Source organism: Rhodococcus sp. FG69 (genome assembly GCF_057808915.1).
This window is the reverse complement of sequence record NZ_JBMDIX010000016.1, coordinates 25,327-46,451: the sequence shown is the minus strand read 5'-3', so window position 1 is coordinate 46,451 and position 21,125 is coordinate 25,327. Positions and strand designations below refer to the sequence as shown.

The 21,125-nt window shown below is 62.8% G+C and carries 19 protein-coding genes; 4 read left to right on the top strand and 15 right to left on the bottom strand.

Features of this window, described 5'->3' with window-relative positions:
• Window positions 1–107: 107 nt before the first annotated feature.
• The 5 genes from ACODSO_RS14280 to ACODSO_RS14260 form a co-directional block, all read right to left on the bottom strand.
• Entirely contained in the window at window positions 108–683 is a 576-nt protein-coding gene (locus tag ACODSO_RS14280; RefSeq protein WP_231912388.1) for a flavodoxin domain-containing protein, read from the bottom strand.
• Window positions 680–1,126: a PNPOx family protein gene (locus ACODSO_RS14275; RefSeq protein ID WP_156520222.1), complete on the bottom strand. Its 447-nt coding sequence runs from the start codon at window positions 1,124–1,126 to the stop codon at window positions 680–682. The genes ACODSO_RS14280 and ACODSO_RS14275 overlap by 4 nt, the downstream gene beginning before the upstream one ends.
• Entirely contained in the window at window positions 1,113–3,461 is a 2,349-nt protein-coding gene (gene ppsA / locus ACODSO_RS14270) for a phosphoenolpyruvate synthase (protein ID WP_068370655.1), read from the bottom strand. Before ppsA ends, ACODSO_RS14275 begins: the two co-directional genes overlap by 14 nt.
• 182 nt (window positions 3,462–3,643) lie before the next feature.
• Window positions 3,644–4,570 carry a glycoside hydrolase family 43 protein gene (locus ACODSO_RS14265; RefSeq protein WP_068370658.1) on the bottom strand — a complete coding sequence of 309 codons (927 nt, stop codon included), beginning with the start codon at window positions 4,568–4,570 and terminating at the stop codon, window positions 3,644–3,646.
• A gap of 140 nt (window positions 4,571–4,710) precedes the next feature.
• Window positions 4,711–5,181: an SRPBCC family protein gene (locus ACODSO_RS14260; RefSeq protein ID WP_068370663.1), complete on the bottom strand. Its 471-nt coding sequence runs from the start codon at window positions 5,179–5,181 to the stop codon at window positions 4,711–4,713.
• A gap of 16 nt (window positions 5,182–5,197) precedes the next feature.
• On the opposite strand from ACODSO_RS14260, the gene ACODSO_RS14255 reads away from it, so the two are divergent.
• On the top strand, window positions 5,198–5,548 hold the full coding sequence (locus tag ACODSO_RS14255; protein WP_442971325.1) for an ArsR/SmtB family transcription factor: 351 nt from the start codon (window positions 5,198–5,200) through the stop codon (window positions 5,546–5,548).
• A 162-nt stretch (window positions 5,549–5,710) separates the two neighbouring features.
• The gene (locus ACODSO_RS14250) at window positions 5,711–6,856 is read left to right on the top strand and encodes a cation:proton antiporter (RefSeq protein ID WP_068370667.1); all 1,146 of its coding nucleotides are present in this window, start codon (window positions 5,711–5,713) and stop codon (window positions 6,854–6,856) included.
• Here ACODSO_RS14250 and ACODSO_RS14245 read toward each other — a convergent pair.
• The 3 genes from ACODSO_RS14245 to ACODSO_RS14235 all read right to left on the bottom strand — a co-directional run bounded on the left by ACODSO_RS14245 (window position 6,827) and on the right by ACODSO_RS14235 (window position 8,004).
• Window positions 6,827–7,537: a hypothetical protein gene (locus tag ACODSO_RS14245; RefSeq protein WP_156520223.1), complete on the bottom strand. Its 711-nt coding sequence runs from the start codon at window positions 7,535–7,537 to the stop codon at window positions 6,827–6,829. The genes ACODSO_RS14250 and ACODSO_RS14245 overlap by 30 nt on opposite strands.
• A 21-nt stretch (window positions 7,538–7,558) precedes the next feature.
• The gene (locus ACODSO_RS14240; RefSeq protein ID WP_082897623.1) at window positions 7,559–7,774 is read right to left on the bottom strand and encodes a DUF3263 domain-containing protein; all 216 of its coding nucleotides are present in this window, start codon (window positions 7,772–7,774) and stop codon (window positions 7,559–7,561) included.
• 71 nt (window positions 7,775–7,845) lie between these two features.
• A complete protein-coding gene (locus tag ACODSO_RS14235) occupies window positions 7,846–8,004 on the bottom strand; it encodes a hypothetical protein (RefSeq protein ID WP_156520224.1) in 159 nt (52 codons plus the stop codon).
• 276 nt (window positions 8,005–8,280) lie between these two features.
• Between ACODSO_RS14235 and ACODSO_RS14230 the strand changes: the two genes are divergently transcribed.
• Window positions 8,281–9,165, top strand: coding sequence for an alpha/beta fold hydrolase (locus tag ACODSO_RS14230; RefSeq protein WP_489037437.1), 885 nt, complete (start codon window positions 8,281–8,283; stop codon window positions 9,163–9,165).
• Window positions 9,166–9,174: 9 nt separating this feature from the next.
• Here the strand turns inward: ACODSO_RS14230 and ACODSO_RS14225 are convergent, their stop codons facing one another.
• From ACODSO_RS14225 to ACODSO_RS14200, 6 genes are all read right to left on the bottom strand, one after another.
• On the bottom strand, window positions 9,175–10,488 hold the full coding sequence (locus ACODSO_RS14225; protein WP_082897621.1) for a lipase family protein: 1,314 nt from the start codon (window positions 10,486–10,488) through the stop codon (window positions 9,175–9,177).
• A 25-nt stretch (window positions 10,489–10,513) separates the two neighbouring features.
• Entirely contained in the window at window positions 10,514–12,103 is a 1,590-nt protein-coding gene (locus tag ACODSO_RS14220; protein WP_489037436.1) for a GMC oxidoreductase, read from the bottom strand.
• An 87-nt stretch (window positions 12,104–12,190) separates the two neighbouring features.
• Window positions 12,191–12,766, bottom strand: a complete 576-nt coding sequence (locus ACODSO_RS14215) for a TetR/AcrR family transcriptional regulator (RefSeq protein ID WP_068370678.1) — start codon at window positions 12,764–12,766, stop codon at window positions 12,191–12,193.
• 120 nt (window positions 12,767–12,886) lie between these two features.
• Entirely contained in the window at window positions 12,887–14,311 is a 1,425-nt protein-coding gene (locus ACODSO_RS14210; protein ID WP_068370680.1) for a phenylacetate--CoA ligase family protein, read from the bottom strand.
• Between the two features lie 167 nt (window positions 14,312–14,478).
• Window positions 14,479–18,336 carry an NACHT domain-containing protein gene (locus ACODSO_RS14205; protein ID WP_068370684.1) on the bottom strand — a complete coding sequence of 1,286 codons (3,858 nt, stop codon included), beginning with the start codon at window positions 18,334–18,336 and terminating at the stop codon, window positions 14,479–14,481.
• Between the two features lie 40 nt (window positions 18,337–18,376).
• Window positions 18,377–19,636, bottom strand: a complete 1,260-nt coding sequence (locus ACODSO_RS14200) for a hypothetical protein (protein WP_489037435.1) — start codon at window positions 19,634–19,636, stop codon at window positions 18,377–18,379.
• A gap of 391 nt (window positions 19,637–20,027) precedes the next feature.
• On the opposite strand from ACODSO_RS14200, the gene ACODSO_RS14195 reads away from it, so the two are divergent.
• Entirely contained in the window at window positions 20,028–20,426 is a 399-nt protein-coding gene (locus ACODSO_RS14195; protein WP_489037434.1) for a helix-turn-helix domain-containing protein, read from the top strand.
• A 42-nt stretch (window positions 20,427–20,468) separates the two neighbouring features.
• On the opposite strand, the gene ACODSO_RS14190 is transcribed toward ACODSO_RS14195, so the two are convergent.
• On the bottom strand, window positions 20,469–21,104 hold the full coding sequence (locus tag ACODSO_RS14190; protein WP_489037487.1) for a trimeric intracellular cation channel family protein: 636 nt from the start codon (window positions 21,102–21,104) through the stop codon (window positions 20,469–20,471).
• Between the last annotated feature and the right edge of the window lie 21 nt (window positions 21,105–21,125).

The window sequence follows — 21,125 nt, the reverse complement described above, 5'->3', positions numbered from 1 at the left end:
TTCCTGCGCGACGCCGAACACGATCCCCTCCCACCATGGCTGCAGTGGACTGGGGTCCCGCCACACGACAGTGTCCGGTCCAGGCGGCGAGTGCGGGAACATCGATTTCACCTCACCGATTTGTCAGCTGTAAAAGCCGCCGCAATACGATCCGCCCACGAGTCGATATCCGACCAATCTCGCGCGTCACCGTACCGGCCACCCATCAACCGAAATACGACTCTCCCGATTCCTGCCCAGTCGCCAGGTGAGACCTTGCCCGCAAACCATCGGTGGTCTCGCACATCGACAGACCCACGCAGATCGTGAACGGCGCGCGGGTCAGGATTTCGGGGGCGGATCACTGCGGCCAGTCGATTCGACAGCACGGTCGACGACGCACCGATCGAGGACACCGAGAATGTCCACACCTGGGTTCCGTCGTGCAACCGTGGAACAAGCTCGAGCAGAGCATCTTCCATGTCCGGCAGCCATTGTCCACCATGAATCGCGCTGCCCACCACGAGAGCGCTGCAGCGATCCACGACGCCGTCCCGCACGGTTTCGAGCTCGGTCGCGGTGTGGACCGCAACGATCACACCCTTGGACCGCAGACGTGCGGCGATACGCGCCGCGACCCCGGCCGTCGACCCTCGGCCGGTGGAATACAGCACCAAGATTTCGACGGGTGACCGTTCTGTCACTGGACCCTCCGCCACCGGAGCGAGGTCGGCGTGACCTCGACGAGCCTGCACGAAGGACTGCCGCGGAACTGCGGTTCCGGTAGCAGCCGAAGAACCGGCTTCGGCACTTCGCTGTTCACCGGACGAGCTACACCGTGGACAACTATGCTCGCGCCTCTGCCCGAACGTGCACCTACGTCATCGATCTCGATGACGATCGAGGTGTCCACGGAGGTCCGTGCAAGCAGAGACCTACCCTGTGCGTAGAAGTACATACGGTTGTCGTCGTCGAGGACATAGCGCACGTAGTCGACAGTGGGACCGGAGTGATCGACACCGATGACCCGTGCAACGACAGCATTCCGAAACAGTCGCTCCATCTCGGCTTCCCCGGACGGCTCGTCGTGCTCGGCGCAATCGACCACGAAGCAGCCGAGATCGCGTCGACGGTCAACGGTGGTCACGACGGCTGCTCTTCCCACGCCGCTGGACGTGGAAGTCACTCGCGTTCTCGAGCAGCAGTCGCTTCTCTGCGCGCGCGATTGTTCGCCGCGTGGCGGCTACCGCATCCGGAGGAACCGAGACAGAAGTGATTCCGCGATCAACCACGTGCATCGCCAGTGTCTCGTCTGTCGACACCTGTTGTCCGCACATCGAAGTGGTCATCCCAGCAGCGGTTGCGCGGGCGATGATCGTGTCGATTGCGTCGAGCACTGCAGGGTCCGTGGCATCGAACAGCGGCTTGCACAACTCCGAGTCTCGATCGACTCCCAGTACCAACTGAGTCAGATCGTTCGTTCCTATCGAGATCCCATCGATTCCCAGTCGGGCGTAGGCCGGCAGGTAGAACGCAACGGATGGAACTTCGGCCATGATCCAACGCTTCAACGTCCGGTCGCTTCCGAGGGCGTGGGCATGTACACGCTCGAGCAGTGTGCGCAGCTCCCACTCGGTCCGAACGAACGGAATCATCAAGTGCACGTTGTCATAAGTCTTGCGAACCGTCGCCAGCACGTCGAGATCCAATGCGAACAACTCGGGTTCTCCGAGGTACCGGAAGCATCCGCGGTACCCGATCATCGGATTGTCCTCGCGCGGTTCGATATCTCCGCCCTCCAACGCGGCGAATTCGTTGCTTCGAAGGTCGATCGCGCGGTAGATCACGGGCCGGGGTGCGAACGCACGTGCAATGCGTGAGACGCCGGCGGCCATCTTCGACACATACGAGTCGCGTAGTCCTGCCTCGATCATTGCGGAGGGGTGTACCCCACCGAGCGCTTCGACTGCCATGAACTCGGCACGGAGAAGTCCGACGCCATCGACATTCTGTGCAGCAGCAGCTTCTGCCGAATCGGGCGTGGAGAGATTTACGTAGATCGCGGTGGCAGTCACGTCCTCCACGGGTGTGCGTGGTAGGCGAGTGTCGGCCGAACCGGACGCAGTACGGCTCGTAGGGGCGGCCTCGCCACCGAGGACGACAGTTCCGTTGGTTCCGTCGACGGTAACCATCGATCCCTCGGTGAGAACCGATGTCGCGTTGCCTGTTCCGACAATAACCGGCTTACCCAGTTCTCGCCCCACGATGGCGGCGTGGCATGTGATGCCGCCCCGGTCGGTGACGATGGCCGACGCCCGACGCAGTACCGGAAGCCAGTCCGGGCGGGTCATCGACGCGACAAGGACTTCCCCTTCGAGGAGCCGCGATCCCTCGGACACCTCCCTCAGGATTCTGACCCGGCCGGACACGGTTCCGGGACCAGCTCCGAGTCCGGTAACTTGAACGGTTGGCGGCGCCTGCTCCGTCGGAGTCTGCTTGTCGGAACGGGAGTCGCTCGTCTGGGGCGGGGTGTGGGTAGTCAGGGGACGCGCCTGAACAAGCCAGAGCTTGTCGGCATCGAACGCGAACTCGATGTCTTGAGGACTTCCGTAGTGGTCTTCGACGGCCACTGCCATCATCGCCACTCGTCGAGCCTGTTCGTCGGTGAGCACGCGATGCCCTCGCAAGGCGACGGCAACCTCACTCGTCGTTTCGGTGCCGTTGTCGACGGTTGTAGCAAGCTGTTGCGATCCGAGACGCACGTCGACCGCATCGAAGCAACCCTTGTCCACGATGTAGAGATCGGGTTCGACCAAACCACCTACCACGACATCTCCGAATCCGACCGCAGCTTCGATCACCACGTGATCGGCGGATCCGGTGCGTGGATCCTGCGTGAACGCGACCCCGGAAGCATCGGCGTCCACCATCTTCTGGACCACCACAGCGATCGACGGTGTCCCCACATCACCTATCGTGGATCTGTACGAGATTGCGCGAGCCGACCACAACGACCCCCAACAGCGTCGAATCGCATCGATTAGCTCGTCTTCGCCCTCGATGTTGGTGAAGCTGTCGTGTATGCCTGCATAGGAGTTCGAGCTCGAGTCCTCGGCGGGTGCCGACGACCGCACTGCAACCCGGGCGTTGTCACCGAGCTCCCGGTACGCACGGAGAATGTCGGCGCGGAGCGCAGCAGGAATGTCGGAATTCTCGACGGCGCTGCGCCAGCCCGGTGCACGCTCGATCGCTCGGGATGCGTCGAGTCCTGCACCCGCAAGTGTCTCCACTATTCCGGCGTCCGTCATCGCACGCTCGTACGCGTCCGTCGTCAACACGAAGCCGGCGGGCACAGCAAACCGCGCCCGTCGAAGTTCTCCGAGGTTGGCTGCCTTTCCTCCCACCGAGGCGGCGTCGTCCAAACCGACCGTGTCGATGATTCGTACCCACGAGACGGGCGTCGTGGTCTGCTCTGCAGTCATCAGATCTCCACCATTCGGCCACTCAGCATGAATTTGCTGCACCCATTTCACTTCTCCCCGGCTCTCGCGGGTAGAGAAGTTCGTCCTCATCGGACCGGGACCAATGACCGTCGGGAAGCGACGTCGAACGCAGGACACAGCGAGTTCGAACCGCGGCTATCTTCCGCGGGCTGGCTCGGAAGCTACGCCGGCTCTCGCATGACACCAGCGTGGCGCACAATCCCGGACACGCCTGGAAGCTCTTGCGGGGCGGACCAGGTGTTGAGCCCATCCGTGCTGTCGGAGTAGAAGTACTTGCCTTCGGTGTAGGCGTCGTAATAGATCCGCCAGGTACCGTCCGGCAACTCGACGACGGCCGGGCCTTCGCGCAGCGTGCCCCAATCGCCGGGCGGAACGAACGAGTACGGTCCGAGCAGCGTCGGCGCAACTGCATGCTCGATAACCTTCTTGGTCTCGTTCTTGGTGAATGCGTGATACGTCGCGCCGACCTTGACCACGGTGGTGTCGATTCGGTCGGCGCCGATCCCTGCGAGCGGAACCGGCATGCTCCACCTGGTGAGACCCGGGTCGAGCGCCGTCATCAGGTACGGGACGAATCCACCACCTGTCGACATCGACAGAATGACGTTGACGCTGTTGCCGTCCACGAACCACTCGGGCGCCCACGCTTTGGTTGTGAACGGCGAGAGCGACGGTCCGTCCTGGAACCCGGCCGAACCCGAGAACAGCGGGTTCACAGGACCCTTCCCATCCCCCGTACCGGGCATCAAGAAGCAGCAGAACGGAACCGGCCAGGACCCCATCGGCGTCCAGTTCACGAGGTCGCTGCTGCGCGCGAAGCCGATCTCTGCCCCGCCACCGGTTGTGTAGGTGATGTAGTACGAACCGTCGGTGTGCCGAAAAATGCTCGGGTCACGCACAAGGCCGGACGGAGGCTGGTACGCCGACAACTGGACGGCGTCGAAATTCGTGGCATCCGCGGACTGGTACACGTCCATATTGGGATCGCTGTCGTTGCTGAACGCCACCATTGTGTATTTCCACGCCGGATCGGCGCCGCTACTCCCTGGTGCTGCGACCGACAAAGCTGCGACAGCGAGCATCACCATCGAGATCGAGGAAAGGCGGGACCGACTCGGCAGCGTCACCGATGCAGTATCTACGAACCAGGCGCACCATGCACAACTTCGGTCACATGGTCGACGGAATCGTTACCGACTGCGGCCGAGAGCTCACCGATGGCCTGGACCTACTGGTAGAACCCGTCTCGCAAATTGATTCCGTGCTCGACCCAGACCTTGAGCGCCGCGAGCATCCCAGTCCAACCCTCGCAGTTTCCGAAGGCGTTGGTCGCCCCGTCAGGGGTAGCCCTCCATGACGACTCGGTGATCGTCACCAGGGTGCGAGCTCCGTCGTCGATGGATTCGAATTCGAACGTCGTCGTGGTCATACCGTCCTCGGACGCTGATGCTTCGCCGGCCCAACGGATGACAAGACGGTTAGGCGGCTGAGCGTCGACCACGTACACCGGGAAAGCTCCCGGGAAGTCATGAAAATCCCAGGTCACCTCGCTGCCCGTTTCAAGCCGACCGCGCGCGCCACCGGTAGTGAAGTACTTGGAGAGCTGCTGCGGATCGGCGACGGCTTCGTAGACAGCGGCGATGGGGCGTGCGATCCGACCCGACACGGTGAAAGAGAGTTCTTTCAATTCGTCATTCATGTTGTATTTTTACAACATGAAGGACGAATTGCGCAAGAGCGGTGACGACGATGACCGGGTGTTCAAAGCTCTCGCGTCGCCGATTCGTCGGCGCATGCTCGACCTACTGAAGGAGGCCCCTCGAACGACCGGAGAACTGTGCGCGCAGCTTTCGGAGATCGATAGGACCACGGTGCTGCAGCATCTGCGGGTGCTCGAAGCCGCAGAGCTCGTGACGGGCCGAAAGGTGGGTCGCGAGCGTCATCTGGCCCTCGCACCTCTACCCATCAAGCGCATCTCGGACCGCTGGATCGGGCAGTACGCCCGAGCTGCGGTCGACATGCTCGATCGCTTGGACAGCGCGGATGTCGTCGGCCGCGAGACCTAAGTCCTCTATTTCAGGGACATTCGATGCCAGCGCGATCCCCTGTCTAGGCAATACGATGATGCGCACCGGCCAGAAGTCCCCCACCACAGCGGCAATCACGGCAGCGGCAATCAGGGCAGCGGCAATCAGGGCAGCGGCTCTCACCGTGGGAGGGGCAATCACGTGAGTTTCGCGGCGTTGGCTCTGATCACGACGGTCGGCCTGCTCGGTCCGCTACTGGCACTGCCGAGCCGCCTCAGTCTGCCGGTGATACTCGGCGAACTCGCCGCCGGAGTCGCCGTCGGGCACTCGGGAGTCAGCCTGGTCTCCGCAGACGATCCCACAGTCACATTCCTCGCCGAGATCGGTTTCGCGCTGGTGATGTTCGTAGCGGGAAGCCACGTGCCGGTCCGCGATCCGCGTCTGAAGTCCGGGCTCCGGATCGGCGCAGCCCGGGCCGTGTCGGTCGGTGTTGTCTCCACCGGCTTGGCGTGGCTGATCTGTACGACGTTCGACGTCGATCGGGTGGGTCTGTACGCGGTATTGATGGCGTCGTCATCGGCCGCAATCATCATGCCGATAGTCGAATCGGAAAAGTTGACCGGTCCTTCGGTTCTACCCTTGTTTCCGCAGATCGCCCTCGCCGACGCCGTGTGCATCGTGGCGGTGCCACTGGCGATCGACCCGCCCCACGCAGGACGCGCAGCGCTCGGTGCGGCCGCCGTGATCGCTGCCGCACTCGTGGTATTCCTGATCCTTCGACACTACGACGCAACTGGTGTTCGGCGGCGAATCCATCGACTGTCGACGAAGAGGAAGTTCGCTCTCGAGCTACGAATCAACCTGGCCATCCTCTTCGCCCTCAGCGCGATCGCCGTCTACACACATGTATCGATCATGTTGGCCGGCTTCAGTTTCGGTTTGGCTGTGGCCGCCATCGGAGAACCACGTCGCCTCGCTCACCAACTATTTGCCATCACCGAAGGATTTCTCGGACCCTTGTACTTCGTGTGGCTGGGTATGTCGCTCGATTTGCGGGCACTCGGCGCGCACCCCTCGATGATCGGATTGGGACTTGTATTGGGACTCGGCGCCGTTGCCGTACATGCCGCGATGCGAGTCACGAAGCAGCGAGCCGCGCTGGGCATTCTGGCCGCAGCTCAATTGGGCGTACCTGTCTCCGCCGTGACATTGGGTACGCAACTCGACCTGCTGTTACCGGGAGAAGCCCCGGCGATAGTCCTCGGGGCTCTGATCACGGTCGCATTCGCAGCCTTCGCCGGATCCCGGCTGGGTCGGTCACCCACTGTGCCCGACCCTCCTTCGTAAGCGCCGTCCGACGCTGGGAGTATTTCTGTTCGGAGCGTGACCGAGCGCGGGCACGAAGTACCAGGTACAGGCGCCGAGAACACATCCGGCGACCGCTCCAGTGAGCGCGCCGGCGGCGGCGACGGCCGCGAACGACCAGTCGGCTTCCGGCAGGCCTGCACCGACGAATATCACCGCCATCGCGGGGGCCCATCCAGCAGCGCTCGCCACTATCCAACGCCGAGCGCGGTCCACCACCGGATCGAGCACCCACGCCTGCGCGCTGCCGAGGAGAATTCCCATCACTGCTCCGAGCGCAAGAGCCCCGAGGACGATCAGGGCGATCGGAGGAGCGCTCGATTCACTGTCCGACGACATCGCCGACGGCAACGACGCACCGGCCCAACCAACGCCCGCGATCACGGTGGTGACCCACACCCACCGCCGGACATTCAGCCGCCGGAAGAGGCGGACCAACACGATTGCTTGCGCTGTACCCAACGCGGCGCCCTCGACGATGCCACCGACGACAGCGAGGGCAATTGCCATGCCAAGGTTGACGCCGATTCGATCGGACAACAATTGCGTCGACTTCGCGGCTGTCGCTGCAGCGGTCATTCCAATTGCTTCTGCAACACCGCAGGCAACAATCCACCGATCAGTCAGGCCACGGGCGTCGACTTCGGTTGCACTGTCGCTCACGGTAGCGACCTCCCTACGATCTCAACAACCGAGCCAAATACGTTTCCGTGCAACCCGTTTCATCTCCTCCAACTCGGATGGATCGAATGCGGTCGCCGGTACATGATCGAGGTGGCCCAGCAGCACGCCGAAGAAGCTCGAGGCGTCGATCCCGAAGCGGGCGATAATCTCTGCTGGTGGCCCACCGCCATGCCGATACCAGCGATGCGCGAACGCGAGCATCTCGTCAACGGGCATCGAATGATGGGCCGAAGATCGTCGGCCCGCACCCTGCGACGCGGACGACACCATTACGGCATGATTGTCGTTCACACTGGCCACCCGGAGGTCATGCTCAACAGGACGATGAAACCCTGCGTTCCTGCCACGAGACCGACCACAGCCAACATCAGCAATGGTGCACCGACGAACACACAGGCGATGAGCGAACCCGTCGTGACGGCCAAACTCAGCGGCGATGGTCTCACGATGAATCCCCGATCTCGACAATAGGCCCTGACCCGACAACGATGCTCGCATTTCCACACCTCCCCGCCGAGGGCACAAGGTCCTCACTGTTGGCATCCAAATGGGCAAAGGCGCCCGGCCACCACCGCTTGAAAGGTCCATCCATACGACCCAAACGGATGGATGGACCTTTCAAGCGGTCTGGGGCGAGCCGGGATCACACGATTCGGGCGAGGCGTCAGCAACGAAGAATCGGTAGTTTTGATCGCTACCCACCGATTATCGGAAGAGGACCCATGGCGCAGCCGACCGGCGTGGACACAGCGAACACCACTCGCGGACCGATCGAGTACGCAATCCGTGGAACAGGTACGCCGGTATTGGTACTACACGGTTCGCCCGGCGGAATCGATGCGGCCGAAGCAATGTCTCGTCTTCTCCCGACCGATGAATTTCAGGCGATCTTGCTCTCGCGCCCCGGGTATCTCGGCACCGAACTCGGTGACCGCCGAACCCCTGACGACCAGGCGGATTTGTATGCTGCCTTGTTGGACGAACTCGGCATCGGCAAGGTCGGCGTCCTGGCCTGGTCGGGGGGTGGGCCGTCGGCGTACAGGTTCGTAGCACTGCATCCGCAGAGAGCGGGCGCGTTGGTGGCGATCGCGTGTTTGAGTGAGCAGTGGGTGAATCCGACGCCCGACTTGTCGTCGCGGATCTTCCAGACAACCAGAATCGGTGACTGGCTGATGAAGAAACTCGTCGCGCATCAGCCGTTGCAGGTGATCCAGGGTGCCGTGTCCGATGAAAGCTCGCTGAGCGGTGACGAATTCGACGAGCACGTGAAGTACATCGCCTCCGACGAAACGAAGAAGCAATTCGTGCTCGATATGGCGCTGACCGCCTCTCAGGCTGGTAGCCGGAAAGCGGGCTGGGACAACGACCTGGTCCAGTTCGCCAAGAGCAGCGACCCGGGGTGGGATTCGATCAGCATCCCAACACTGCTGGTGCAGGGCAGTGCCGATTCGGACGTACTTCCGGAGAACAGCGCAAACGCGCACGCAGGGATCGCCGGTTCCGAATTGCTCACTTTGGATCGGGGTACACATTTCGCGTTCTACACCCACCCGGAGTCCGATCGAGCACAGGCGAAGGCGATCGAATATCTACGGCGTGTCGACTGATCCCTCAGGTCAGTCGACAGTGCAGGCCGTGACCGGAACATCGGCGAACCGATCCATCAAGAATCGGCTCGCTTCCCCGCCGTAGCCGTCGATCAGTTGCGGTCCGAAATGGTTCGGCAGGACGGCACCCGGGAGAATTGGGGGCAGTGGATTCGTTCGAAACTCCACAGACGCTCCCCGTTCGCACCAGTCCGTCGCCAACTGCCTGGCCTGCCCGTACGGCACAGTGTCATCGTTCAGTCCGCTGGTGATCATCACCGGCGCGGATGGAGTGCCACGGCCGATGCGCTGTTCTTCTAGAATCAGCCCGACCTCGGGAATCGACTCCAGATTGTCGAGCATCGACTTGCCGTCTGCGGTCAACGATTCGGTGCGCAGGAACGGGTGCGAGAGGATGGTGTCACCGATGCACTGTGTCGACAACTCGTCGAGGATTGCCCGGCCGCGGTCATTCAACCGTTCGTTCACGGGGGCCCTCAGTTCGGGGCTACGCTCGAGGAATCCGTTCAAGGCATAGCCGATGACGCCGCCGATCAGGTTCCCGTCGACGGTACCCAACACATCGAGTAGATTCGCGGTAGGCGCACCCGCCCACGTGCCCTTGATGTCGAGTTCCGGCGCATACGTCTCGGCCATCTCGGCTGCAGCGGCAGCGCCACCACCGCCCTGGGAGTATCCCCAAATCCCGATCGGCGCACCGGGATTACCCGAGAGCTCATTGGCTGCACGGGCGCCGTCGAGAACCGCGTGAGCCTCCTCCACCCTGTTCACATATGTGTGCACCCCGGGCGTCCCCAGTCCGATGTAGTCGGTCACGAACACGTTCGCGCCCATCGAACCCCACAGGGTCGACGACAGCAACTCCTGATTGAACGAAGCCGAAAGTGGCTGCGCTACAATGTTTGCCGAAGTCGGGAATGCCCTCGATGGAGCACATTGATCTCCCTGCCCGACTGTTCCCGGTGCGACGACGATCGTCGGACGAGGGCCGGCTCCACTCCACGGCACGTCGGTGGCGATGTACGTTCCCGTCACCCCGACAGGTACACCATCCTCGGTCTGCGAGGTGTACATGACCCGCTCGGCGTTCGCCGGGTAGGCCCCGTTCGTGCCCGGCAAAGATACGAACAACGACATCGGCTGCGTGCGAACAACTGTCCCCGGGGCGTCGGCAATCGACGCCGGCGGAATGTAGAAGTCGTCGACTGGGTCGGCGCTCGCTGTTCCCGCACCCAGGGCCGAGGTCGAAACGATCACAAGAAGACCGCCGACGAGAGCCGGCAACCTTCGTCCGTACCGATGCATGTTCTTCTCGTCCTTCATCGTCGAATTTCGGAGAGTGGCAATCTCAAATAATGGTGCCGATGTCGCGAGCGACGATGTTGCCCATCGCGCGTTCGGCGACTGCGGCAATGGTCATGGATGGGTTGCAGGCTGCAGTGTTGCCGGGCATCAACGCGCCATCGAGCACGTACAACCCACGTTGTCCGTGTACACGGCCGTCGAGATCGCAGACCGACCCCATGTTCGCTCCGCCCAACGGATGCCAGGTCGAGGGAAACAGCGCATTCGTATCGGTGAGGACGCTGCCCGATCCGGCGATCCGTCGAACCGTCGGATCGATCGAACCGTTCTGAATGACCGAATCGCCATCTGCCGGCCATTGCAGCACGGCCTCGTCTCGTGCGGAATCGTATCGAAAGTGGCCGCGCCCGTTGCTGACTCCGTAGCCCACGAGCATGGTGCTACGTGCATCGAACGACACGGGAGGTAGCGACGCTTGGATGACCGTGTGCGCCGAACGAGGGTCGTCCCAGTTCAGGCTGCCGAACACCACAGGACCACCTTGCGGTGCACCGAACTCCTGCTCGAAACTCGTCCACACGTAGATGCGGTCGGCGTTGGTTCCCCAGCCATGCCCCACATCGTCGGGTAGATCGGGAATGGAACCGTTGGCGGCAGCGCGCACCAGCATTTTGGTGGTGTTCAGGCTACCTGCTGCCATGATGAGTGCGCTCGTGGTCAGTATCTTGTTCTCCAGAACCGTTCCGTCGGAATCGATCCTGTCCACCGATACGATCCAGCGACCGTCGGCGGCACGTTCGATACCGGTGACGTTGTGCTGGGTCGCCACGGTCGCCAGGCCCGTCGCCTCTGCGGCCGCAATGTAGGTGACGTCGACGGAATGCTTGCCGCCGTTGTTGACCCCCATGGCACCGTCGCCGTTGGTGTACGACGGTTTCATCAGACCCCGGGTCTCGTCCAAGGCGAAGTTCCAGTCGATCGGCATCGGGATCTTCGATACCGGCAGTCCAGCCCGTCGTGCGTTGTCCGCGAACACCCGTGCGGCTTTGTAGTTGGGTGTGTCGACCAAGGCGTCGGGCGCTTGCTGCAGCTGCAGCATCCGAGCCACCCGCGGGTAGTGAACTCGGTTCATCATCGCCCAGTCGAGCGCGGACGGAAAGTGTTCCTCGAACACCGCCTGAGTCGGCTGAAGGGTCATCCCCTGATACACCAGGGATCCGCCACCCACACCCGCCGCACACAGCGCGGTCATGTTCTCGCCCGCAACAGCCTCGATCAATCCGACGTACGGGTCGAACGGAATGGGCCGACCGAAGAGGTTGGGGCTCGACGAATGCCACAGGAGTCGCTTGTCCGGAGCTGTTGCGCGCGGAAACGTCTCGGAATTCGGCCCTGTCGGCCAGCGCTTCCCGCGCTCCAGAACAAGAACAGGAACGCCGGCCTCTGCACAACGCAACGCTGCGACACCTCCGCCGAACCCCGACCCGATGACGATCACTCGGTGGTCCTCGCGGGTAAGAGGGATCGGCGCACGGCGCCCGCCCGGCTTCGCTTGCGCGGCACCTGCGACGGAGACCGTCACACCAGCAGCAGCGACTGCGGACAGAAAAGTACGGCGGTTGATAGTTGACACGTTCCCCCCACGTTTCCAAGCTCGGGCAAGCACGGAGACGTGAATCACTTCCCCGGAGGGAAAACTAGACACTATCCGGCACAAGTGTCAACTTTTGGGGATTCTGGGTTGCGAATCGAACGGTAGAACAGGCACCAACCAACGGGCGAGATAGCGGCGGAGATCATCGTCCTCGTGGATCGACGGGTCGTCGAACAACACCACCGACAGGGCCGCCCGTACGACGATGTCGGAAACGTCGTCGAGTTCCGCCGCAGTCAAGCCCGGATCGCGCTCGACAAGCACGTCGAGGAAGCGCCGCACGACGGGTCTGGCGCGGCCCATCATGCCCGGATCGAACAGAGGGTTGCCCTCTCGTAAGTGCAGCAACGAACGCAGAACCGGGTCCCGATGAAGCACGTCACGACCGGCGACGATCAGTTCGACGATGAACTCGGACGACGTTTCTGCCTTGCCGACGCGTGCTTCGATGCCGCCGACCAAGTCGACGAGCACACCGGTCATCGCTTGAGAAACCAGGTCTTCGCGAGTTCGAAATATCGTGTAGACGGTCTGCCTGGAGACGCCCGCTGCACGTGCAGCCGCCGCAATCGTGACCGCTTCGAAGCCCGACTCGGCAATCAGCCCCAGCGTGGCATCGATGATCTTCCCTCGCGAGCGCATGGTCGATTATCCCCCAGGTCCGGTGGGCGCCGAAACACCGATTCCGCTAGGCGGTCCACACGCCCGATGCGCGCATCGCATCCTCGGCCGGGTGCGGTGCGCGCATCGAACGGCAACGCGCTACTGGACCGACTTCTGCTTACCGCCGGTGACGAAACCATCGGATCGGAACGGCTGGAGACGAACGACGGGCTCTGCTGCTTCGCCTTTCTGGTCGTGGACGATGCGGTATTCCGCGCTCAGCTGCCGCAAGCTGGCGATGGAGAGTTGCTTCACGTGTTCAGCGGTCTCGGCGTCGGGTCGTTGCTGAGATCGAAGTTCCACATCGAGGGTCAGCGTCTGACGTTGGTCACTGTCGACCTCGCATCGGGCAATGAACCGTCCAGTCAACCTCGTGGTCAATGAGATGTGTTCGACGGCCGGCCGGAAGTAGTCAGGGTAGATGTTGACTGCACTGTAGATCGCGGCGACATCGGTGCGCCCATGGACGAGCAGATACGACCCGTTCGGATCGATGCCGTCAGCGAGCGCAGCGTATCCGGCGTGCGCGAGTCGTTCGCGAATGTCATTGCCGGTGAGGGTTTCTCCGCGGTCGTTCACGCGGTAGCGCACCAGCGGCAACACTCCCCCGACGGTGAAGAGGAGGTAGCCGTCGGAATCGACTTCGATGTAGGTGAATTCCGGCTCGTACTGTACGAACGCGGGTTGCTGCACGAGCTCCCCTGCGGTGTAGTCGCTCCCGAACATCACTGTGTTCAGAGCCTTGTCGCCCGCTGCACTCGCGCGAACAGCGATCGTGGCTGCTGTTTCGTATCCCACGAATCCGACGTCGGTCGCCCCGTACACCACGCGAACACGGTCGCCGTCCGGGTCGTCGAGCATGACGTGGACGAGCGAGCGCCATGCTTCGCTGACCGGTTCACCGCCGACGATGACTACGACGTTGTGTCGCCGGAGAAGATCACCGTAGGTGTCGAGGAGGTCCCGTGCGATCGGCGGGTAGGCGAAGATGAGAATCTGCTCGTAGCCGTCACCGGCCTCGGATATCACGTCGGCGACGGCCTCGGGATCCATTCCCGGTGTCGCGATCGACAGCCGATGTCCACGCCTGCGGAGTTCGAGCAGCATGGCGTACATGAACGCACCACCGACGTAGGGCCCCAGAGGAAACGTCACGAGTGCGAGGGTCGATCGGTGTTCGGTATCGGCGCACTCCCGCAGAACGTATCCGAACATCGCTGCACCGTGGTCCGTACTGCGCTGACCACGCGACCAGAACGTCGGCTTGCCGGAAGAACCGGCGCTGCTCGCGATCGTTTCGACATCTTCCGGACGTCCGGACTGCAGATCGGCCAGGCCGTTGATCCGCCGGTAGGTGTCCTTCGACGTCGGGGGCAGTTGCGCCAAGTCGGTCATCGTGGTGATCGAATCGATCTCGATGCCGTGCTCGCGGAGCAGACGGCGATACGCGGGCACCTCGAGCGCAATCGAGCGGACGAGCTGCAACGCTGCATGTACGGGGGCGTGTGGATCGGCCGTGTTCATGCCGGGACCACCTTTCGATCGTGCCCGCTGCCGTGGAGGGCGGTGGACGGGACTCACGGATGGGAACCCGTTGATCCGATCGCGGACCGCCATTGTTCGAATGCTCGAGAAACGCAGAACACTGGGCGAACATCGCCGAACGCGTTCCGACGTCGCGGAAGTTCAGGTCAGTCCCGGGCATGCCGGGCATCGTCTTCTTCCTGCAGCGCAGCGGCGTAGGCCTGCTGCCGCGCCGTGAGATCGAAGGGTTTCTCGCCCATAGCCTTTCCTTGGGCATCGATCGCGGCACACAGATCCGGTCCGGGTGGCTCCCAGCTCGACCCGGACTTCAGGCGATAGAAACCGGAACGGGAGATTCCGAACAGCGCTTGCCCGAGATGGGCATCGTTCTTACTGTCGGCACGCCGGCGGATTGCGTGATAAGCGGCATCGGTAGCTCGTTCGAAGTCTCGGCGCCGGTCTTCCAGGTCCTGTCGCGCGCGAATTCGGCGTAGATCGTTCTCGGTGACGGTCGGTAGCCCGGTGGTTTCGGGAGGCCCTGTGGGTCCCGATCGGGTCGGTTCCGGCCAGGGTGTGCTGTCGAGGTGGGTGAGTATCTCGTGAAACGTGCCGGCACCGATGACCCGAGGGATGACGTTGAGTTGGTGGCCGAATTCTCTAGCGCGCTCGGCGAACAACGCAGAATCGAGCAGTCCGTGGATCAGTTGTGCAGATGTCTGCGGTGGAGCAATGCGCACGAGGTATGCCAGCTGCGCGTAGTGTCGGTCATCGGCGCGGCGAAGGATTGCAGTGACTGCTCCTTTGAGTTTGTTGGAAGCCTTGACACGGAGGTTCTTGTCGAGCGGCTCCAACGATTCGCACGTAATACGGAGGTGGTCGATTGCCCCGTCGATCTGCCCGGTCTCCGCTTCGATGCGCAGGAATCGAGCGAGGTGCCGAACACCGGCGACATCGGTCTCGTAGGTTCCGGTGAGTCGCGGCGCGAACGTCAGCACGTGGACTGTCGGCCACTGCTCGACGAACGACGTCGGTTGGTGTGCAATGGTTTCGAGGAGGGCATTTCTTGCTGCCTCGACGACCACCGGCTGAGATGGCACCTCCGGGTGGGACGCGATCACCGGCCCGGGGGCGTTGCTCGTCGTGACGAACCGTGAAAGCAACGTGATCGCTGATGCGGTCGATCCCGCGTGCCGTGCGCTGATGCCGATGGTAGTGAGCAGGTTCGCCTTGCCTTCTGGATTGCTCGACTGCTCGAACCACGAGATGAGTTCGTCGATCGTGGGGTTGATGATGTCGCGTTGCATGAGCAACCGGAGCATGTCGGCGCCCGCTTGCTGGCTGCTGTCTTTGCCTGTGATCATCTGTTCGGTCCAGTGCCGCAGCAGAGTCGCGTGTGCCCGCAGACTCGCGTGGTTGCCTTCCCGGAGGAGAAGATCTTTGACCGTGCCGGGCCGGTCGACACGGTGAGCGATGGTCAATGCAGCGGCGACGAGTCGATCCGGTAGTTCGTGGGCACGATCGAGGGCGTGGTCCAGAAAGATATTCGCTGCCTGGCGGTCCCGCTTCACACTCACATCGATGCGAGAGAGGGCATCGGCAGCGCTGGCTGCGGCGGGTTCCTCCCAGACGATCGCTGCCGGGGCGAGCGCGACCAGGTAGTTGCCGGTGGTGAACAAGCGAGGATCGTGGCCATAGGTGCGGATCGAGGCGGAGAGGATGTCGTGGACGACGTCCACGGGAATGACTGGATCCATCAACACCTGTCGCGTGACGGCCGCCCACAATCCGGCACCTGGGGTGAAGTTCTGATGCTCGGCGGGCAGGTGGCCGTCGAGTTGCGACGACAGGACTGCGATCAGCGAGGTTCGGGCTGGGGACTCACTGACGAGGATTTGCGACAGGCAGCCCCGGGCGAGTTGTCGCGGTGCAGCGCCTCCGGACAACGCGAACAACCTGGTGAGCGTCGAGTCGATAGCTCGGCCGTGGTGGGAATCGTGAAGGCGCCGAAGAACAAGACCGACTGCGATCAAGCGTGCGCCGACGATCGGATCGCGATCTCCGCCCTCGTGTTCGAGCCGCGTGCACAGCTCGTTCACCCAGACGAGCCAGGCGCGTTCCCAGTCCGGCGTGAGGTGTCCGCGATAGACGTCGGCAGCTATGACGGCTGCGAGGGCATCCCGAACGACTTCTGCGTCACTGTCCCCGGATCGGTCCTGCACAGCTTTGACCAGATCTTGGAGATGTTCGAGAAACTCGTTGTCTTGCAGTGTGTCCCACGAATCGGCAACCATGTACAGATAGCGAGCGACGGTATGCTTACCCCGACGTGTCGACTTCTTCTTGGCCTGCGTCGCGGGGTCGGTGAGACCGTTGATCACCGCGATGACCCCGTCACGGACGAGATCCGGCGCGACCGGGACGAGGCTCCGAAGAAGGGCTCGGGGTTCGCTACTCGAACGGAGGTAAGACTGCTGCGCCTCGGCGAGTTCGGCATACATTGCGGTGCGGTGGACCAAGGAGGCGATCGCGTCCGATCCGCGTCCGACAAGGTATGCGGCAGTGGTGGCAATGGCGGTGCGCAGCTCGGCCCGCTGAATCCACAGCTGGTGGAGATGCTCGGCGACCAACACAGTGTGGCTGTGGACGCGGGGCAAGGTCCGCAGGAACCGGCGGAGCTGATCGTCGGTGACGGCTACGACGACGTCGGCGGTGAGTTCGAGCACTGCGGGGTGATGCGCCCAGACGGTCATGGCGATCGAGATCAGGTGCGGATGTCTCGTGTCGATGAGCGCCCGACAACTCGTGTGCACGGCGGGTCGTGCGATCAGGTCGGCCCAGAGAATGATCAGGGTCTGTTCGACAACAGCGCCGAGGAACAGATCATCCGGCGCCTCGGCCAGTCGCGAGATCAACCGGGGCAGTTCGCTGTCGGCGCCCCGAGCGGCGAGCCCCTTGGCTGCAGCGAACTCGAAGAACGTTTGATGAAGAAACCGAACACGATCGTCGGTAATGATGAGGACACCGCGCCGGGCCAACGTCCGAACGTGCCCATGAAGTTCGGCCTCATCGAGTGCGTGCGCACTCGAAGCCGCGGCCTGAGCGGCTCGCCGGACAAGGACGTCGACGGGCGGTTCGGGAGTTCCCAAGGCCAGCATGGCGATTGCCAGGAAGCCGGCAGTGCCGGACAGATCGTCCGCAGCGTCAGGAGGCACGTCAGGTCCGGAGCGCTGATCGGTGACTATTCGACGCGACCAGAACAGGTTGTACAGGCCGGTGACATCGAGCTCGAGGTGCGGGAACTGCGGTGCGGCCAAGGAGAACAGCAGTCGCAGCAGCAATGGGCTGGTGCAGACGTCGTCGACGAGAGTGCCGCGAGCGCGAGCGGACTGGATCGCCGCGACGGGGTGCGCGGGCACCACCGAGCCATCGGTGGAGAACTCGGCGATCAAGGCCTCGATCGCGGTGGGAAGTTCGGAATCCGAGGAATACGGGCCGAGGGTGCCCCTGTGCCCCAGGTCCGATGGAAGGCTCAGTCCCTCCAACGGTCTCGTGGTCAGAACTACCGGGACTCCCCTCCGTGCGAGCGTCTTGATCAGGTCGATGATGTCGTAGCGAGCAGACGGACTGTGCAGCAACAGATCTGCGGTGTCGAGAAGCAGGATCGCGTCGGCACGAGATGTGACCGCCGACATGATGTCCTCGGTCGAGGTGATGCGGGTGCCGTCATCGGCGCGTTGTAGCCATGTCGCCGAGACGAGCAGCGGATACCGATCGTGCTGTCGGAGCGCTCGGTGCAGGGACCACAACAGGGTCGACTTCCCGTGCCCGGCTTCACCGACGACGATCTGCGGCTCGGATCCGTCCCGGAGGGTACGGTTCAACAGGGCGTCTTCGATGTCGCGGCGCACGTACCAGTCTTCGGTATCGCTGCCACCGACCCCGCGGACGCCGATATCGTCGAGCAGGTGCTGCGACAGGCGATTCAATCGATCCCAGTGCACAGAGCCTGCAGCGGGGACACTCATTCAACCGCACCACGATTGTGGCTGCGCTGTCGCTTCGGGGTCATTGCGCCCGCGTCGCGACACCGGGCATCAACACACGCAGCACACCGTCGACGACGTCGACAGCTGTCTCGGTCGGTCGCGTCAAACACCGGAAGAGCACATTGTTGGTGAGCAAGACGGCAACCTCGGCCACCGGCGCCTCGTCACCGAATACCCCGGCTTCGCGTCCGCGCTCGAGAATCGGGACGACCGCCGACGGCAGGTACAAGTTCTCCAGCACAGTGGTGACCGTGCTCGGCTGCTGGAACTGTTCGAAACTCAAGGCCAACAACATTCCCGAGCTCATTTCCCTGTTTCCCACCACGAATTCGGCCAACGCAACCAGTGTGCGCTGCAACGCGATAGCAGGCTCCACGCCCAGACGTTCGTCGGCTCGGCGCAAACGGAGAACCCGATCGAACTCCGGCTTCAGCGCGGCGACGATGATATCGACTTTGCTCGGGAACAGACGGCGGAGATCCTCGACTCGAATCCGCGCCGACGCGGCGATGTCGGCCAGGGTGACCAAGAAGTACCCGTTGTCGACGAACAACGCCTGAGTGGCTGCGATGACGTCCGCCTCCAGATCGCGGCTGAGAGTGTCGGGGACCGCGGTCGGTTCGCCGGGTTCTGATATAGGGCCGTTCCGGTCCGAGTGCAGTGGGTCGATCGCCCACCGCAGGATCGATTCGGTCGCGGAAGCGACATCCCGGGCTGTTACCGAACCCGGGGTCAGCATCTCGCGGAGCGCCAGTCCGTCGAGGAGTGCGCTGAGAACCGTGGACAGGGCGGTCAGCGACAGGGGTTGACGCACCGATCCTCCCTGAGACTGGATCACCTGGCCCACCACGGTCCGGAAGTCAGCGTCGAAGCGTTCGAATTCCGGAGTGACTGCCTTGCGGGCCCCGTCGTGGTCGGCGGCAAGCAGTATTGCGACGAGGCGACGCCTCATCAGCCCGGAGGTCAGGTCTTCGAACAGATCGGTCAGTGGAGTGGCCGCGTCCCGCGATCCGGTCTTCGGATGGGCGGCGGCGTCGAGTGCGGTGTAGTCGACGGTGAGGTTGTCCAGCAGGTCTGCGACGAACGCCTCCTTGCCGCCCGAACCGCCCGCGCGGGAGTTGCCGGGGTAGGTGTTGTGGAAAGTCTGATGCGACAGACCGGCATCGTCGACGACGGCAGAGATGGACAGCGATCGCGCGAGATCGGTCATATCGACTTCACCCAGAAGCCGGAAACCAGCCCGAAGGAAGTGCTCGCGCGGGGTCGGCTTGAAGTTCAACGACAACCGCCTTTACAGGACTTGAACGAAGCGAATTGGACGCCGAACTATATCAACCGTAGAGATCCTTCCGCTCGCTTTACTTCAAACTAAAGACACTTGTTGGAGACACTCCATTATCGAGACCTGTCTCGAAATTGTTTGTGTTGCAGTGCCTTCGCGGCCGTGTTCAAATTGCAACAAGTTCAACAACCCGCGTATCAGGCGGCTGCACAACGGTCACAGACGGTAGTTCCGATTGCATCCGGGGCAGTGTCACCGGTGCGCACCGGCATCCGAGGGGTGTGCCGGTGGCAAAGAAGGCAACGCCGTCAACTGGGTCGACACGCCTGCCGGGGTGACGGTACGACCACGCCGCACCGGAACGCGTGCATATCTCGAGGAGACACAGATGGTGCTGACCACTCATCGACCCCACGTACAGCCGAGAATCTTGCCGCCCGACAGTGCGCCCACTCTGCGATCCCCGCTCGGCCCGAGGCCGCGCTCGGCCGTCGCGCCGACGCACGCTCCTCGAACACCGACAGGAGCAGCGCCGGTAGGAACTCCTGCACCGACATACGCCAAGCCCGGGTTGACCGAGCGTGAAATTACCGTCCTCGAGGCGTGGTTGGATTGTGACTCCAAGACCGACGTCGCGGCCCGTCTCCACATTGCGCTAGGAACGGTCAACACTCATCTGACGCGGATTCGCGGCAAGTACACCCGAGTCGGCCGACCGGCGCCGACCAAAGCGGCGCTCGTAGCCCGGGCCCTGCAGGACGGCATCGTCACCCTCGACGACCTCTGACCGAGGTCGGAAGCGAGATGTCTCGAGTGACGGGCTAGTCCGTCAACGTCGTGCGCGTCGACCAATCATCAGTGCGCGCTGTTCCGGCAAGGTCCAGCCGAACTTCACCGCGCACAAACGAATGGTCGTCGTCACCACTGTGCATGCAATCGCACCCGACACGACGGACCCCCCTCCCGCGACAACCACCAGCAACGAGCCAGTCCCCAGCAGTGCCGCGATCGCGTACAAAGACCCGACCTGCATCAGTGCGATGGGCAGGCCCAAGAAGATATCCCGTAGCGCCGAGCCACCCACCGCTGCAGCGACCCCGATGAAGGTGGACGGTATGACGGGTAGCCCGTTCCCCAGTGCTTTCGTCATACCGATTGCCGCATACAAACCGACGGTCAGGGCGTCGAGAGCGATAACCACGGGATCGATTCTCGAGATGATTCTCTCGAGGAACATGCCAGTCAGGGCCGCCACAAGTGCGCTGGTCAAGTACCAATTGTTGGTCAATGCGGCCAGCGTCACATTCAGGAAACCATCGCGTATGAGACTGCCGCCGAGTCCGGTGAACGTCCCTACGAGCACTATCCCGAGGAGGTCGATACGGCGATCATGGAATTTGGCGGCGAACATCGCGCCCTGCAGCGCCCCGATCGACACTGCCGCGAGGTCCGCCCAGAGCGGAATGGAAAACTGCGCAATACTCAG